At 56.6% G+C, this 17,067-nt stretch carries 13 protein-coding genes; 4 read left to right on the top strand and 9 right to left on the bottom strand.

Annotated features, from left to right (window positions below; genetic code table 11):
* Positions 1–11: 11 nt before the first annotated feature.
* The gene (locus GSQ62_RS12375; RefSeq protein ID WP_161889789.1) at positions 12–536 is read left to right on the top strand and encodes a hypothetical protein; all 525 of its coding nucleotides are present in this window, start codon (positions 12–14) and stop codon (positions 534–536) included.
* Positions 537–605: 69 nt separating this feature from the next.
* Here the strand turns inward: GSQ62_RS12375 and GSQ62_RS12370 are convergent, their stop codons facing one another.
* Both GSQ62_RS12370 and GSQ62_RS20685 read right to left on the bottom strand, forming a co-directional pair.
* Positions 606–1,649, bottom strand: coding sequence for a methyltransferase domain-containing protein (locus GSQ62_RS12370; protein ID WP_161889788.1), 1,044 nt, complete (start codon positions 1,647–1,649; stop codon positions 606–608).
* 295 nt (positions 1,650–1,944) lie between these two features.
* Positions 1,945–2,298: a hypothetical protein gene (locus tag GSQ62_RS20685; RefSeq protein ID WP_202621781.1), complete on the bottom strand. Its 354-nt coding sequence runs from the start codon at positions 2,296–2,298 to the stop codon at positions 1,945–1,947.
* 119 nt (positions 2,299–2,417) lie between these two features.
* On the opposite strand from GSQ62_RS20685, the gene GSQ62_RS21005 reads away from it, so the two are divergent.
* The gene (locus GSQ62_RS21005) at positions 2,418–2,552 is read left to right on the top strand and encodes a hypothetical protein (protein WP_262886631.1); all 135 of its coding nucleotides are present in this window, start codon (positions 2,418–2,420) and stop codon (positions 2,550–2,552) included.
* Between the two features lie 113 nt (positions 2,553–2,665).
* Positions 2,666–4,225 carry a hypothetical protein gene (locus GSQ62_RS12360; RefSeq protein ID WP_161889787.1) on the top strand — a complete coding sequence of 520 codons (1,560 nt, stop codon included), beginning with the start codon at positions 2,666–2,668 and terminating at the stop codon, positions 4,223–4,225.
* Between the two features lie 69 nt (positions 4,226–4,294).
* Here GSQ62_RS12360 and GSQ62_RS12355 read toward each other — a convergent pair whose 3' ends face one another.
* On the bottom strand, positions 4,295–4,795 hold the full coding sequence (locus GSQ62_RS12355; protein ID WP_161889786.1) for a DUF4168 domain-containing protein: 501 nt from the start codon (positions 4,793–4,795) through the stop codon (positions 4,295–4,297).
* Between the two features lie 235 nt (positions 4,796–5,030).
* On the opposite strand from GSQ62_RS12355, the gene GSQ62_RS12350 reads away from it, so the two are divergent.
* Complete coding sequence (locus tag GSQ62_RS12350) at positions 5,031–7,529, top strand: TonB-dependent receptor plug domain-containing protein (protein ID WP_161889785.1); 2,499 nt, start codon at positions 5,031–5,033, stop codon at positions 7,527–7,529.
* 24 nt (positions 7,530–7,553) lie between these two features.
* Here GSQ62_RS12350 and GSQ62_RS12345 read toward each other — a convergent pair whose 3' ends face one another.
* From GSQ62_RS12345 to GSQ62_RS12320, 6 genes are all read right to left on the bottom strand, one after another.
* Positions 7,554–8,933 carry an FAD-dependent oxidoreductase gene (locus tag GSQ62_RS12345; protein WP_161889784.1) on the bottom strand — a complete coding sequence of 460 codons (1,380 nt, stop codon included), beginning with the start codon at positions 8,931–8,933 and terminating at the stop codon, positions 7,554–7,556.
* Between the two features lie 69 nt (positions 8,934–9,002).
* Entirely contained in the window at positions 9,003–9,581 is a 579-nt protein-coding gene (locus GSQ62_RS12340) for an alpha-ketoglutarate-dependent dioxygenase AlkB family protein (RefSeq protein ID WP_161889783.1), read from the bottom strand.
* A 145-nt stretch (positions 9,582–9,726) separates the two neighbouring features.
* Complete coding sequence (locus tag GSQ62_RS12335; RefSeq protein ID WP_237586612.1) at positions 9,727–11,004, bottom strand: cation:proton antiporter; 1,278 nt, start codon at positions 11,002–11,004, stop codon at positions 9,727–9,729.
* A gap of 199 nt (positions 11,005–11,203) precedes the next feature.
* Positions 11,204–12,130 (bottom strand): mechanosensitive ion channel family protein, encoded by a 927-nt coding sequence (locus GSQ62_RS12330; protein ID WP_161889782.1) that lies wholly within the window; start codon positions 12,128–12,130, stop codon positions 11,204–11,206.
* Between the two features lie 106 nt (positions 12,131–12,236).
* Entirely contained in the window at positions 12,237–14,492 is a 2,256-nt protein-coding gene (locus GSQ62_RS12325; protein ID WP_161889781.1) for a cation:proton antiporter, read from the bottom strand.
* 288 nt (positions 14,493–14,780) lie between these two features.
* Positions 14,781–17,015 (bottom strand): cation:proton antiporter, encoded by a 2,235-nt coding sequence (locus GSQ62_RS12320; protein ID WP_161889780.1) that lies wholly within the window; start codon positions 17,013–17,015, stop codon positions 14,781–14,783.
* Positions 17,016–17,067: the final 52 nt, after the last annotated feature.

Genomic DNA, 17,067 nt, shown 5'->3' with positions numbered 1-17,067 from the left:
AACTCCTGGTTATGACACGAAATCTCCTGCTGCCACTTGCCATACTTTTTTTCCTGACGGGCTGCTCCGACAGCAATGATGCCCTGCTGGAAAAGCTGCAGGCTGCAGTAGAGAGGGAGGAGCTTGGCGCGGATGGCTATCAGGTAATCGCGCTGGACAGCCTGACGGACTTTGAGTGGGAAACGATGTATTTCTTTCAGGCCCCCGAGGATGAGAAGGCCATCAGCGACGCCATCGGTTTTAAGTGGAAAGGCGCCGCCGTGCCGGAGTTGAACCGCAGGCTGCTGTTTGTGAACAATGGAGAAGTGGTGTCGTTCGTGGATTATGACTACACCGAGTTCCCGCTCTTCGTATATGGCTGCAACACCGACCGCTGGGTATATCCCCGCAGCCGCTCCAGGTTCGCCACTTTCAAGTACTGTTCCGGCGACGAAACCACCTATCCTTTTATCCCCGTAGAGTGCATCGACAACCTGAGGGAGATGGTAGAAGCTGGCTGCCCGGAGGGCGAGGGTGCTACGGCGGCGGCGAACTGAAAAGCGGGCATTCCTGCTGCACACTCGCACCAACGGCCGTAAGGAAATAACCTATCCCAGAGCGGTAAATCATCTGCCCAAAATGCTTTTCACCTTTTCCTTCCATCCCAATTTCTCCAAAGCTTTTATAATCACCATCCCTGCATAGTATTTTATCGCTTTAGGGAACAGGTAATACACCCATCTTAATTTTTCGTACTTTTCTATATAAGCGATTGCCGAATCATAATCATTGGTTATTGATTTGCTGGCAGATGCAGCAGGTTGGAAAACTGACATTACCTGTTCGTTTCCGACCACGAGGTCAAACCCATTTTTCGTCAGTAAATTTTTTAAGGTAGCAAGAGTGAAATGGTAAGTGTGTGCAATGTGAAAGTATTTCAGGATATTATAGTCGTACACTTTGTGCATTTGCTTTAAGCTCGGCACCTCAATATATATTTTCGTATTAGGTTTGGATATGCTTTTGACAAGCGCGAGCTCTTCCTCCAGATTCAGGAGGTGCTCCAGCACATGAGAGTAAATGATTATATCCGGCTGCTTTGAGAGCTTAAGGCCCCTGAGGTTTGAGGCATACAGATCTAAATTATAGTTGCTCTTCCCATACTCGATGTACTCCTCGCAAAGATCAGTTCCTTTAACCTCAAACCCCTTTTCTTTGAAATATAAAAGGATTCCGCCTGCGCCGCTCCCAACTTCCAAAACAGATTTGTGGCTGCTGTCCAACATATTGTTGTCCGCCAGAAAATTATAGATTCTTTCGCCCTGCCTGTACTGCTGCTGAAAGAAGTAGTCCGTTGGCTTTTCGGCGCCCAGGTATAACTTCCTGTATTCTGTGCTGTAGAACTGATTATAGGATTTCTGATCAATTCTGGGATCTACAAAGACGAGGCCGCATTTCTGGCAGATGTTTACGGGGTAATACAAGCCATACCTGTCCCTTTCCCCTATCAACTCCCAACTGCTGCTTTTACATATAACGCATTCCTGAAGACGCTCGAATTCATAAACACCTGAATTCATTTTATCCTGTATCTGCCTCCTGACTTTTAACTGCAGCGGATTGAGCCACAACGTCACCTTGCCATTGTTCTTTAGTCTAGGGAGTAGCATGGAGTGTTTGATTGTTTTGCACTTGTACGGCTATGGAAGTTATGGAAAAATGCGCTATATCCCCAAAGCCACCGCATGGTATGCTACTGGTATGGGCTTGAAATCAGCATTTGTTGTTGCCGTCGCATGGTACATTTACATCTTAGGGGGGAGCGCGTTACGAAATCGCGCCGCCGACAGCGCTGCCGTGATTTAATGGCGCGCTGCAGGAATAAGTAGCCACGGCCATATATGCCGGAGCTTCTTATGCAGTCCGGTATATATGGCCGTGGCTACTCGGGATGCTTTATACTTGCTAGTTGAGCGGCGCCCCCACCGGGATGGCGCAGCTGTGGCCGGGCTGGCCGTGCGGTGGGTTCAGGCCCGCCACGGCCCCTTGCGTTGGCGGGGGCGTAACCGTGGGCTGTGCGTTCAGGTTAGGCTGCACCGGGAGGCTCAGCGAGGCCCCGACCGGTATATCGCAGCGATGGCCGGGCTGGCCGTGCGCCGGGTTCAGGCCTGCCACCGCGCCGGAGGCAGTGTCCGCTACCGGCGCAGCCGTGGGCAGGTTCAGGGGCGCTGTGGTGATGGTCTCTTTCTGCTCTTTGGCCGAGCAGGCCACCATGCCTAAAAAGGCGGCAGACAATAAGGTTTGAGCGACGATTTTCATGATACAGGGTTTGGCAAGGGCATGACGGCAACGGTGCTGCTTTTCTGCTGTGTTACCGGATACTGCCCAATATAAAGATTAGGATAGTGCTATACAATGGTTGCTGCTAAAATTAACACATGGGCTTGCACCCTTGCATCCGGCAGGAACACTTCGACGGCATTTATAATTCCATCGCGGCGGCAGGCGTTGTTCCGGAAGACCAAAGAATTTGGAATTTCAGGCAGGCGCCGGAAACAGAGATCAAGCCATAACATCAGACACACGAATGAATCCCACAGGAAAATTTATTGCTTAGCCATTGTTTTTGAATACTTTGGCCAAAAATTTGCACGTTATAGCTGTATATCATCTAATTCCTTATCCTATGCGCAAAATATTCCTGAGCCTGCTCCTCACGGGTGCCTTTGCCACAGCGGCCCAAGCCCAGAGAGAGTTCGCCAATATAGAATTACCGATGAACCGCGCCGAAGACCTGGTGACCGTGGCAGACGAGGACGGCAACGTAGTCATTTACTTTTACCAAAACGGGCGGCTGAACATCGCCCTGCTCTCGCCAACAGGGGAGCAACTGGCGCAGCATGAGATTCCGTACCGCTTCTCGCAGGAGCCGCAGATACTGGGCACCCGCGTCACCGACGATGAGTTTATCTTCTACAGCCGCTACACCAACGGCCGCCGCGAGTACGTGCGCCCCTTCGCCGTGAACCGCCACACAGGCGCCTTCCGCAGCATGCAGGACGAGCAACTGGAGATAGCCCGCAACGCCGAGTTCCTGGGTGGCTTCGGCAACGACGAGCACTTTTATATGCTCTACACCGACCGGGACAACAACCTGCACCTCTACCGCGACAACGACGAGAACGTGGCGCGTCTGGAGCACCGGGTGTTCAAGCCCGAGATGCCCCGCACCCGCGACCGCTACGCCCGCGAAGAGGACCTGATTTATGTGAGCGACGACATTGAGCACAACGTATTCACCGGGCACCACCGCAGCAAGATCTACCTCCGGGACGGGAAGATCTATATGATTTTTGATGGTTTTGATCTGAGAGGCGGCGAGCGGAACAAGGCGACCACCGAGATTCTGGCCCTGGACTGGGAAACCGGCGAGACGGAGTACCGCACCCTGCCCCCGCTGGAGCAGCGCAACGACCCGACCTTCAACTCCTTCCTGTATAAGGACAAGCTGTTCCGGGTGAACATGGAGAAAGACAAGTTTAAGCTCACAGCCTACGACTTTGAGACGCTGGAGCCCATCAAGGAGTACACCTACACCGGCGATGAGGAAATCGCCATCAAATCCACACCTGTGCAGCAGCGCGGCGCAAAGGCCATCTTCTCCCCCGACAAGACCGTGATCGAGAAAACGTCGAAGGTGATGAAGAACCTGGCCGACGGCGTGCCGGCCATCACCGTGGACTCCTTCAACGACAGCACGCTGCAACTGACGATAGGCTCTTACGAGGCGCCCGCAGAGCGCAGCGGCATGGACGACAGAACCCGCATGGTGCGCACGCCCGACCGCTACGTACGGACGTCGCGCGGCCTGATGATGGTGCCGGGCCGCTGGACGCCTGCCTACAACATCCCGAGCTATTACCTGAACTCGCCCTACTACAGCCGCTACTTCTACGACCCCTACGGCCAGGGCGGCAGCTATGCTTCGGGGCCGGGCACCAGCACTTATTTCCGGTCTGTGCTCGATGCCGATAACCTGACGAAGGTAGAGGACGCGAAGGCAGAGGTGCTGCAGGATAAGATCGAAACCTTTGAGGAGGAGCTGAAGCGGGAGCCGGAGTACAAGACGGTGTACCGCTATGGCGACAAACTGCACTACGGCTACTACGACCGCAAGGCCAGGACTTTCCGCATCATGGAGTTTGCCCACGGCCAGGAGGCACCAGAGCCGCAGGGCCAGGAATAGCCTCTGTATATATAAAAAAGCCCTGCCGGTATGCACCAGCAGGGCTTTTTTATATATACAGAGGGCCGTTTACTGCTGCCCCATCAGCTTGTTCACGCGCTCCTGCAGCGAGGGGTCCTGCTGGTAAACAAGCATGATCTGCTCATATTTCTCCAGCGTCATGCCGTCTTTCTGGATGGCGGTTTCCACTTCTTTCTGCATGGCGGGCTGCAGTTCCATCATGCGCTGCGCTGCTTTGTTGAAGGCAGCCATTTCCTCGGCGGTGGCACCCACTTCGGCCAGTTTCTGCTGCTGGTGCGCCTGCGCCATCTGGTTGAACTTGTCAACGCTCAGCTTCTCTTCCTCCAGAATGCCCATCATAGTTTTTTCGCCTTCCTGCTGCACCGCCATCAGGCGGTTGCTGGCGTCAGCAAACTGCTTCAGGTCGGCATCAGAAATGTCCTGTGGTGCGGCCTGTTGCTGCTGCGCAGGTGGTGTGGCCTGCTGCGCCATGGCCACTGTTCCAAAGGAAGCAAAGCCAATGGTGAGCACAGCTATCGCTGCCCTTCTAAGTTTATTTGTTAAGTTCATAAAGTTCGGATTTAAGAATTACGAGATGGATAAATGTGTCTGCAAGAGATAACTCTCCGCCCTTGCAGACACATTTATACCCCTCTTTGAGCAAAATAGTTGCACAGCGGCCTCTGCAGGCGGTAAGGTGCCGGTGCCTCCAGTGATGGGCGGCTTTTAAGACACAGCATTTAGCGGATTATTAAAAATTCGTTATATTGTAGTTCAAACATCTACCGCCCCTAATCTTTTAACCATGACGCGAAAAAAGAAAAGGCTCTTCCTGCTGTCAACCATAACCAGCCTGTCCGTGCTTTTTACTTTAGGGGCTTTCAAAACAGTAACAGATGATCTCATCACCAGGATTATCGCCCAGGCCAACTTCTTCAGCAAAAACTACCCCCAGGAAAAAATCTACCTGCACTTCGACAAGCCCTACTATGCTACCGGCGAAGACATGTGGTACAAGGCCTATCTTGTGAATGCCGCTTTTCTTACCCCCGATTCAGCCACCCGAAACGCGTATGTGGAGCTAATCTCGCCAACTGGTAAAGTCATACAGAGGAACATACTCCAGGTAAGGGGCGGTATGGCGTCCGGTGATTTCGCTCTCGCCGATTCCCTGGAAGCGGGCACGTACAGGGTGCGCGCCTACACCAACTGGATGCGCAATTTTTCGGATGGTTTCTTCTTCAAGCAAGACTTCCGCATCTGGAAAAATAGCGCTGGCGCCCCGCCTCAGGCTGAAGAAGCATATAGTAGCGGCTACTCTGATTCAGTAAAGGATAGGAACTCCCCCAATCTGGATGTCCAGTTCTTTCCTGAGAGCGGCAACCTGATAGACGGAATTGAGAGCCGGGTCGCTTTCAAGGCCATTGACGCGGCAGGCAGGGGAACGCCCATCGCGGGCAGCCTGCTCAATGAAAAAGGAGAAGAAGTAGCCGTGTTCAGGAGTACGCACCTGGGCATGGGCAGCTTTGTATTCACGCCGGGGTACGGCACTACCTATACTGCCCGTGTAAAGGCCGGCGAAAGCGGGCAGCCCACGAACTTCCCGTTCCCCGAGGTGCAGGAACGCGGGGTCCGGATGCAGGTGAACAACTTTCTGGAGGACAAGCTGTACGTTCAAGTGGCGCAAAAGGTGGCGGGCAAACCCGGCGGCAGGGAGGTCGTGCTGATTGGCCAGTCGCGGGGGGTGGTGCGCTATGCCTCCAAAGCAAAGTTCACAGATTCTTCCTTTATCGTGGAGGTGCCCAAAGAGAACTTCCCGGCAGGGGTTACCCAACTCACGCTCTTTGATGCGGCCACCGGCGAGCCGCTGAGCGAGCGTCTGGTTTTCATCCGGAAGCGGCAAAATAATCTTACCCTATCTATCAAGAGCAGCAAGCCCTCTTATGGGCCCAGAGAGCTGGTGCAACTGGAGATTACGGCAACCGATGCGAACGGCGGCCCTGTTGCTGCGAATTTATCGCTGGCTGCTACGGATGCAGCGCTGAGCCACCGCCCCTACGCGCGCAACATCCATACTTACCTGCTGCTGTCGTCCGACCTGCAGGGTGCCATTGAACAGCCCGCCTACTATTTCAAGGACCAGCTCCCCGCTACCAAGCAGGCGCTGGACAACCTGATGCTGACCCAGGGCTGGAGCAGGTTTGTGTGGAAAGACATCCTTGCCGCCAAATTCCCTGCTGTTAATTATCCGATAAAGCGGGGCCTGACCGTGAGCGGGCAGGTAAAACACCTCAACGGCGGGGAGCCCTGGCCCAACAGCAGGGTACAGCTCTACCTGCCAGCTGACGAGCCCCTGTGGGCGCAGGCGACCACTGACGCCGCGGGGAACTTCCAAATCGACGGCCTGGATTTTTACGGCAATGCCGCGCTGTTCCTGCAGGCCGAAAATGAGAACGGCCGGAAAGATGTTTCCATCGTGCTGGATTCCCGTACCTTCCCCTCGTTGCACATGAGCCCGGCCCCGCTTCCTGAGGCAAGACCGCCCTATATAGAAGCCTACCTGAAGCGGGCAGAAGAAAAGGAGAAGGCCGATGAAGCCTATGCCATTGCCAATGGGGAGCACCTGCTGCAAGAGGTGGTTATCGAAGGGAAGCAGCAAGCGGAACAGGGTTTCAGGAAGATGTACAGCCGCCCCGATAATGTGGTGCAGATGGGAGACCTGGTCAGCGCCGCCTCTTACCGAAACGTGCTGGAGGCCATACAGGGGAGGGTGCCTGGCGTGGCGGTCAGAGGGGACTGGCCCAACACGATCGTGTCCATCAGGGGGAGAGGCGAGCCTTTGTTTCTGCTGGACGGAACGCCCACAGACATCAGCATGATCACATCCATAGACCCGGCGCTGGTGGAGACAATCGACATCCTGAAAAACGCCTCCACTATTTTCGGCTCGCGTGGCTACAACGGGGTGATTGCCGTTTATACCAAGCGTGCTGCCGGTACCTATGCAAACGTCGACGCACCGGGTGTGCTTTCCACCTCCCTGGCTGGCTATTACAAGGCAAGGGAATTTTACGCGCCAAAGTATAACGCACAGAAACCGGAGCATGAATTGCCCGACATGCGCGCTACACTTCTCTGGGCTCCGCACGTCGTGACGGATACCCATGGCAAGGCAACGGTTAGCTTCTACAACGCGGATAACGTGGAAGCCATACATGTGGTGGCGGAAGGCATTACGCCCGATGGCTTAATCGGCAGCCAGACTGCAGTTTTAGGCACCGCGCCAACCACTGCTCCAAAATAAGCCTGACGGAAAATTTGTCTGGCCCTACCCCCTATATGGCTTGAGTTTTTCTTTCCGGATGAGCTGTTTCTCCAGCAGGCGCTGCACCTCCGGCTTGTCGTAGTCTTCCACTGTTTTGATGTGCTTCATCACCATTTGCATGATCTCGTCCTGCTTCCGGCCTGTTTCGAGGGCGTAGGAATAGGGCAGGTCGGTGAAGGTGACCATGGAGTAAAGCGGGATCCAGTGGTCGGGGTACTGCGCTGATATTTTACCTTCTATCTTTTTGCGGAGCAGGAAACGCGGGTCCGCCACCTTGTCGCGCATCTCGATGAAGTTGAGCACGGCCAGGTCGGCGATGGCGTCGGCGTCGGGCTTGCGGCGGCGCTCGAAAGCCTTGAAAAGACCTTCCCAGTCATCGCCCTCAAAGGCTTCCAGCATCTGGTCCAGCACCGTGATGTCCTCAAAACCGGCGTTCATGCCCTGGCCGTAAAAGGGCACCACCGCATGGCTGGCGTCACCGATCAGCAGCGACCTGCCCTCAAAGCTCCATGGGAAACACTTCACCGTCACCAGCGAGCCGACCGGGTTCCCGAAATACTCCTCCGCCAAATCCGGCATCAGCGGCAGGGCATCCGGGAACACCTCCTGGAAAAAGCGCAGCAAATCCTCCTCTTTTTGGATGGCGGCGAAAGAGTGCTCGCCCTCGTAGGGAAAGAAAAGCGTGCAGGTGAAGCTGCCGTCCAGGTTGGGCAGGGCGATCATCATATAGTTGCCGCGCGGCCATATATGCAGCGCGTTCTTTTCTATCACCCATCCGCCGCCAGCCGCCGCCGGGATGGTCAGTTCCTTATAGCCGTACTCCAGGTAACGCTGCTCGTAGTTGAAGCGCTCCGTTTTCTGCATCGCCCCCCGCACCACCGAGAAAGCCCCGTCGGCCCCGAAAAGCAGGTCCGGCTGCACCGTTTCCAACGCGCCTGTCTCCAGGTTGCGCAGCTGCACCTCGTTGGTGCGCAGGTTCACGTCCAAGGCCTGGCGGCTGAAGTGGAAGGTGATGTCCGGGTTCGGCTCCGAGAGGTTCATCAGCGCCACGTTCAGCCCGCCCCTTGACACGGAGTATATGGCCTGCCCCTCTTTGCCGTAGGGCTGGAAGGTGAGGTTGCCCCGTTCGTCGTGCATCACGCGGCGGCGCATCGGGATGGCCACCTTGCGCACCTCCTCCTCTATGCCAATGCCTTTGAGGGCACGCCAGCCCCGGTCGCTGAGGGCAAGGTTGATGGAGCGGCCGCGGTCCACCACGGTGGTGCGGAGGTCGGGGCGGCGCTCGTAGAGGTCTACCCTGTGGCCGCGCCTGGCCAGGTACAACGACAGCAGCGAGCCCACCAAACCGGCTCCCATGATGGCTATGTTCTTTTTCTCGGTCATATAGATGCAGGGCCCAGGGCCGCTTGACGCTGTAAAGTAACGGTATCCGGCCCGGATTGGCAACGTCTGCTAGCCTTTCACGTGCCGGAAAGTGAGGTTGATGCGTGGTTGTACGGGGCGCTTGGTTTTGGGGATGTGGTGGAGCCAGTGGTGTTGCGTGGGGCCCTGCATCAGCAGCAGGCTGCCGTGCGCCAGCGTTATATATACCGGCTCCAGGTCTTTGCGGGTGCGGTGCTTCAGGCTGAAGCGGCGCTCGCCGCCAAGGCTCAGGCTGGCGATGGCTGGCTCCTCCCCCAGCTCCGGCTCGTTGTCGGCGTGCCAGCCCATGCTGTCGTTGCCGTGGCGGTAGAAGTTCAGGAGCACGCTGTTATATATATGGCCGCTGGCCAGTTCCACCTGGTTCTTCAGTTCCTGCAACACCGGCACCCACGGCTGCGGCGCGTTGTATAGCCCCGAGTACGTGTAGCTTCTATCGCCGTACCAGGCGGTGAGGCGCGGCATCGGCAGTTCCTTGCCAAACATCCTGATGTGCTCCTGCTGCCAGTTTATATGCTGCTCCAGCGCCTGAAAGTACGCATCGCTCTCTTCCGGGCCGAAGAAGTGCGGCGCGTAACAGATGGTGGCGTCGGGCAAGTCTAACTTTTGCAAGGGGTAATTGTGCAAGTGGTTCAGATATATAGCAGGAATGCTGTTATATATGATTTACAAGCTGATTTCCATTCTGTCATCTTGGAAGGATGACAAAGAAGAATGTCTCAAGCTGATGTGTACATTAATTCTTGACAGATGCTTTTCAAAAAATATCTTCCGGGGTTTGGTCTGAGTCAGGGACGGGGCGGCGGCTTTTCTTGCGCTCCATATCTAAATCAGTAATAACTTTGGTGGCGGTTATGCCATGCAGGATGATGGACACCATCACGATAAACGCCACCACCGACCACAGCTCATTAGCCTCCGGCAAGGCAATTTTATCTAAGCCGAACGAGAGGTAAAAAAACGAGCCGATGCCCCGGATGCCAAAAAAGCAGATTGCCAGTTTCTCCTTGGCGGTGGAGAACGTCCCCAGCAGGCTCGGTAAGGCAGTGAGGGGCCTGATGAGAAACAAAAAGGCCAGCCCAATCAAGGCGCCCTGCCAGGTCAGGTAATCTAAGATACCGGTGACGATACTCCCGCCGAACAGCACCAGCAAAACCACCATGATAATGCGTTCCACCTGGTTCACGAAATCATGCATTTCGGTATTATACGCGTGCTCCTCTTCCACGCTGCTCATGGCAAGCGCCGCCACAAACACAGCAATAAAACCGTAGCCGTGCAGCAATTCGGTTACCCCATAGGTAACCAGGGTAGCAGAGAGGGCCAGAAAGCCGTGCTCCGCCTTCGGGAACTTCGTCTTTCTGGGGAGGATATAAACCAGAAAAGCCAGCCCGCGGCCAATCAGGAAGCCCGCCCCTATCCCTACCGCTACCTTGTACAGCACATCGCGCAGCAGCCAGTCTGCAAACCAGTCGCCCCCCGCCCCGGCCGACACGGCCAGCACGATGGCCAGCCACGTGAACGGGAAAGCCGAGCCGTCGTTCAGCCCCGCCTCGGCCGTGAGCGAGAAGCGCACCACGTCCTCCTCCTCCTCATGTGGCGGGCCTACCTGCACCTGCTCCGCCAGCACCGGGTCGGTTGGGGCCAGCACGGCGCCCAGCAGCACGGCGCCCGCCACCGAAAAGCCCAGCACGCTCCACCCCAGCAGCGCGATGGCCGCAATGCTCAGCAACATGGTGATGCTTACCAGCCGCAACGGTATGCGCCACCTCTTGAACCCGAACTTCCGCCTGATCTTCAGGCCCGTGCCCATCAGCGAGATAATGACGCTGAATTCGGTGAGCCGCACCACGTAGTCTTCCTGCCAGAGCGGGTCGGGTGTGGGCAGCCCCAGGGGCAGCAGGTATAGGAGCATCCCCAGCAACAGGTACACGATAGGGTATGAAAAGGGCGTCTTCTCCATGAGGGCCGGCACCCACGTCATGGACATGGCGGCAAAACCTATCACGGCTATCGCTATTATATAGTCATTCATATGAGTTTGCTGCCAGCGCCAGTGCTGTGCCGCCCTTCTTATAGCTCCTTAAGCCTGATATACTGGCCGGAGTAGGCATAACTACGTAGTTCGCGCATTTATAGTCATGCCGGTAGCCTGATGACGAGAAGCAGGCATGGGCTGCCTCAGAATAGAGAAGGCGCTTTGGAAGAAGAGGCAGGGCGACAAGGCGGCAAATTTAAGCGGGCCTGTTTGTCTGCGGGCCCTGCAACTGGTCTCCAGGCGTCTGGTAAAAGCGGGTGGTGGGGTAGGCGAACCTGATATCAGGGGCCCCCTTGAACTGATGCAGCACTTCTTCCCAGAGCTGGTTTTCGCTGTCGCGGCGGCCGTTCAGGTTGCAGAGGTAGCGGATGGTCAGCTGAATGCCGTTCTCCCGCACTTTGGTGTACACTTTGGGTTGGAAGTTCTGGTAGAAAATAAGGTGCCGCTGCGACTCCCGCCTCACCCGCTGCTCTGCCGTCTCGCTCAACTCTACCGAGCACCTGTTGGCGATGCCCTGCAGGATGGTTTTGGCTTTCTGCCAGTCGCTCTCGAAGGTGATATGGACCTGCACCTCGTTCCACAGAAAAGGGAAGGCGTAGTTGTAGTTGATCTGCGCATGCGTAAAGACATAGCTGTTTGGCAGGTGCACCACGCGCCCCGTCGCCTGCTCAGAGTCGACCCACTGCCCGAGTTCGTTTAAGGTGAACTGGAAAAAAGCGATGTCGATCACGTCGCCGGTGTATTCATTTATCTTGATCCTGTCCCCTATCTTGAAAGGCCGCTTCCATATCAGGAACACCCAGCCAAACATGTTCACGATGGGGTCGCGGAGGGCCACCACCAAGCCTGCGGAAAGCAGCCCCAGGAACGTGGCGATAGACTGGAAGCCATCGAACCATATATTCGCCAGGAAGATGATGCCCAGCCCCGTCACCACATAGTTTGTCGTCTTTTTCCACTGGAACAGTTTCCGGGAGTCCGTCTGGCGCTGGGAGGCAACGCGCAGCAGCAGCCTGCTGATGATCCACAGCCCCGCCAGCACCACCACAGACGACAGTATGTTATGCTGGACATCGGCTGGCAGGCCTACGGCCTCTTCAATCCAGTGTTCTACTCTTCGCATACAAAAATCTTTTCTAAGTTTCCTCCCGCCTTATATATAGATTTATATATAAGAGACAGGTTGTTGCCCCGCCGCAGCGGTGCCGGGGCAATTCATATATAGCCGGTCACCTCTGCAAGGGTGCGCTATCCTGCTTGTCTGCCTCCAGTTGCTTGATGCGCCAGGGCGTGCCCACCACCCACAGGATGTCTCCCTCGGCGAAGGACAGGAATGAGTCGGGGTTCATGATTCTCTTTCCGTCCCGCTCTATGCCCACTATCAGCCCTTTGGTTTTCTCCCGGATGCCCGACTCCCGTATGGTTTTGTGCAACAGCTGCGAATTGTGGGTCACGACAAGCTTCTGAAGCCGCACGTCCTCGCGCTCTGCGCCCTCGTTGGCGGCAAGCATCGCTTTTTCCTCTATATACTTCCGGAATGTCTCAATCTGCTCATCCGTCCCAAAGATATAGATTCTGTCGCCGGGGTATACCCTCTCATCCTTGGTGGGAGGCATCACAGTATACCCGCCGCGCTCGATAACGGCAATGTTCACCCCGAACTTCTCCCTTATCTGAAGGTGCTCGAGGGTTTCGCCCACAACTACAGACCGTGGCTTGATGTCGAGGCTGGTGAGGTGGGCGTTCCAGGGGGCAATGTCGTGGTGCATCCGTTTGAACTCCTCAATCTCCCGGGCGTTGAGGTTGGACAAAAAGCGGCTCTCTATTGTTGAGTAAAAGCCCTGGATCCTTTTGGAGAAGAAGGCGAGCAGCGCGATGATGAGCAGGCTGATGGCGAGCGTTACCCGGACAGAGAAAATCTGGTTGAGCAGGAAGCCCACATACAGGACCGCGACGAGGCCCCGCACAAACTCCAGCACAATCAGCAGGTTGCGGTAGTTCTTGTTTGCCCAGAGCCTGGCCTGCGCCTCCTGCTGCGGGTGGTACACAGCCAGCGCCCACAGGAAGGGGGCCATGGCCAGCAGCGTGATGGTAGTCGTCAGCAAATCGCCCGAGTTGCCTCCCGCTACATTCTCCATGATAAAGGGGTTCAGCACACGCACCGAGAACATGACAATGGCCACAATGATAACGGAGAAGATGACCAGGTTCAGGGCGTAAGACTTCAGCACCGGCTTCCAGTCGCTGGTGGTGGAGATGGTGTGGGCGCCCGTGTTATACCTGTTCAGCGCCTTCTGCCACCTGGCGGGCAGCAGCGCCTCGATGCGCCTGTACAGCGGCTCGGAGTAGCGGATCATATAGGGCGTGGTGAAGGTGGTGATGGCCGACACCGCCACCGCAATCGGGTACAGAAAATCGCTGGTCACATTCAACGTCAGCCCGAGCGTGGCGATGATGAAGGAGAACTCGCCGATCTGCGAGACGCTCATGCCCGACTGGATAGCGGTCTTCAGCCCTTTGCCCGCCATCAGCGCCCCGCTCGTGATGCTCATAAACTTGCCGCCAACCGTCACCAGCGTTATCACCGCGATGGGCCCGGCATACTCCACCATCATGGACGGGTCGATGAGGATGCCCACCGACACGAAGAAGATGGCCCCGAACAGGTCCTTGACCGGGGCGATGAGGTGCTCTATCTTTTCCGCCTTGGTCGTCTCGGCCAGGATGGAGCCCATGATGAAGGCGCCCAGCGCCGGGGAGAAGCCCACCTGCGCCGCCAGTATCACCATCAGCAGGCAAAGCGCGATGGACACGATCAGCAGCGTCTCCTCGTTCATGTATTTCCCGGCTTTCTTCAGAAAAGTGGGGATGAGAAAGATGCCTCCCAGAAACCATACCATCAGAAAGAAGCCGAGCTTCAGGACGGAGGTGAGCATCTCCGTGCCAGCGAACTGCTGGCTCACCGCCACCGTGGAGAGCAGCACCAGCAGCAGGATAGCCACCAGGTCCTCCACAATCAGCACCCCGAACACCAGCCCCGCGAACTGCTGCGACTTCACGCCCAGTTCCTCAAAGGCACGGATGATGATGGTGGTGGAGGAGATGGAGAGGATGCCGCCCAGGAAAATGCTGTCCATCGTGGACCAGCCGAGCAACTGGCCCGTGACGTAGCCGAGCAGCAGCATCACCACGATCTCCGTCAGGGCCATGACAGACGAGGAGCCGCCCACCTTCACCAGCTTCTTGAAACTGAACTCCAGCCCCAGGCTGAACAGCAGGAAGATGACGCCAATCTCGGCCCATATCCGGATGTTGCCTGTGTCGGCTATGGAGGGGAAAAACGAGAAGTGCGGCCCCACCAGCAGGCCAGCGATGATATACCCCAGCACCACGGGTTGCTTAATCCATTTGAACAACAGGCTGGTAATGCCAGCGGCCCCGAGCAGCAGGCCTAAATCGGCGATTAAGTGTGGGAGATGCGTCATGTGGTTTTTAGCTCTGATTCATTTGCGCATAGTAAAACACAGGTAACCCGAAAGACTACGCAAAGGCGCGAAGTTCACACTTGCTGTATATGCCCTGCCACAGGAGTTGCTGCTATATGCCGCATTTAACCGCTTCTATATGGCTCCGGGCTGGTGGCAGCCAGCGCCCCCGAACTGCCCTTGGTGCCGCTTCCCTGCCTCTTATATGGGTATATATAAACCGGGCACGGCTTGCTGCCGGCTCCGACAATGAATGCACGGGGCGCACGTCTCTCCGCCTGCCCCGCGCTAATGCATGGCCGCCTCCAGTTTGCTGATGCGCCACGGGCTGCCCACTATCCAGACAATGTCGCCTTCCTCAAACACCAGGTCAGAGTCCGGGTTGAGGATGCGCCTGCCGTTTTTCTCGACGCCCACTATCAGGCCCTTGGTTTTCTCCCGCACCCCCGCCTCCCGTATGGAGGTGTGCAGCAGCGGCGAGTTGCCCGTAACCAGAAGCTTCTGAAGCCGGATGTCTTCTTTCCCGTCCCCGCCGTTTGCGGCCGTCTCCACCTCCGCCTCCATCAGTTGCCGGAAGGTCTCCATCTGGTCATCCGTCCCGAAAGCATATATACGGTCGCCGGGCAGCACCCGCTCGTTGCGCGTGGGTGCCATAATGGTGCGGCTGCCCCGCTCTATCACGGCCACGTTTACCCCATACTTCTCCCTTATCTGCAGCTCCACGAGGCTCTTCCCTACTATGACGGACTCAGGCGAGACATCGAAGCTGGTCAGGCGGGCGTCCCAGGGCGTGAGGGTGTGGTGCATTTTGGCTGCCTCGCTGATCTCGCGGGCGTTCAGGTTGTTCATAAAGCGGGTCTCTATCCGGATATAGAAAGCCTGGATACGCTGGGAGAAAACGGCCAGCAGCGCAATAATGATCAGGCCCACCACAATGGCGACCTGCACCGAGAAGAACTGGTGGAGCAGAAACCCGATGAACAGAATGGCGATGCCGATCCGGGCAAACTCCAGCACGATGATCAGGCTGCGGTAGTTCTTGTTCGCCCATATACGCCCCTGCGCCTCCTGCTGCGGGTGGTGGATGGCCAGGGCCCACAGGAAAGGCGCCATAAAAACAAGCGTGACCGCCGTGGTCAGCAGGTCTCCGAGGTTGCCGCCCACCACGTTCTCCCGAATAAAGGGATTGGCGTAGCTGGCAGAGAGGATGACAATGGCAATCATGATGGCGGAGTATACCACCAGGTTGAGGGTGTAGGACCGCAGCACCAGTTTCCAGTCGCTGGTGGTGCCGATGGTCTGCGCGCCGGAGTTGTATTCGCTCAGCGAGGCTTTCCACTTCTCCGGCAGCACCCGCTCCACCGACCTGTACAGCGGCTCGGAATAGCGGATCATATAGGGCGTGGTGAAGGTGGTGATGGCCGACACCGCCACGGCCACGGGATAGAGGAAGTCGCTGGTCACGTTGAGGGTGAGACCGAGCGTGGCGATGATGAAGGAGAACTCGCCGATCTGCGAGACGCTCATACCAGATTGTATAGATGTCTTCAGCCCCTGTCCCGCCATCAGGCCGCCGCTCGTGATGCTCATAAACTTACCCACCAGCGTCACCAGCGTTATCACCGCGATGGGCCCGGCATACTCCACCATCATGGACGGGTCGATGAGGATGCCCACCGACACGAAGAAGATGGCCCCGAACAGGTCCTTGACCGGGGCGATGAGGTGCTCTATCTTTTCCGCCTTGGTCGTCTCGGCCAGGATGGAGCCCATGATGAAGGCGCCCAGCGCCGGGGAGAAGCCCACCTGCGCCGCCAGTATCACCATCAGCAGGCAGAGCGCCAGCGAAACGATCAGCAGCATCTCGTCGTTCATCAGCTTGCTGGCCCTCCTGAGGAAAGTGGGGATGAGAAAAATACCCGCCAGGAACCACAGCAGCAGAAAGAAGCCGAGTTTCAGCACCGCCTCCAGCATCTCGGAGCCAGCAAACTGCTGGCTCACCGCCAGCGTGGAGAGCAGCACCAGCAGCAGGATAGCCACTAGGTCCTCCACAATCAGCACCCCGAACACCAGCCCCGCGAACCGCTGCGACTTCACGCCCAGCTCCTCAAACGCACGGATGATGATGGTGGTGGAGGAGATGGAGAGGATGCCGCCCAGGAAAATGCTGTCCATCGTGGACCAGCCGAGCAACTGGCCCGTGACGTAGCCGAGCAGCAGCATCACCACCACCTCCACGAAAGCCATGATGGAGGAGGCCCCGCCCACCTTCACCAGCTTCTTGAAACTGAACTCCAGCCCCAGGCTGAACAGCAGGAAGATGACGCCAATCTCGGCCCATATGTTAATGTTCTCGGTTTCGACGATGGAGGGAAAAAGGGGCGTGTGCGGCCCCACCAGCAACCCGACGATGATGTATCCCAGCACCAGGGGCTGCTTCAGCCACTTAAAAAGAAGGGTGGTAACGCCTGCTGCCCCAAGTATCAGCCCTAAATCCGTAATTAAGTTCGGTAAATGTGTCATTCAAAGATGGTTGTCTCCTAAAGAAAAGCGTACTGAATAAGTGCTACAAGCT

Origin of the sequence: Pontibacter russatus (assembly GCF_009931655.1) — a bacterium.
Classification (GTDB): Bacteria; Bacteroidota; Bacteroidia; order Cytophagales; family Hymenobacteraceae; genus Pontibacter; species Pontibacter russatus.
This window is presented reverse-complemented; position numbering and strand designations above follow the sequence as displayed.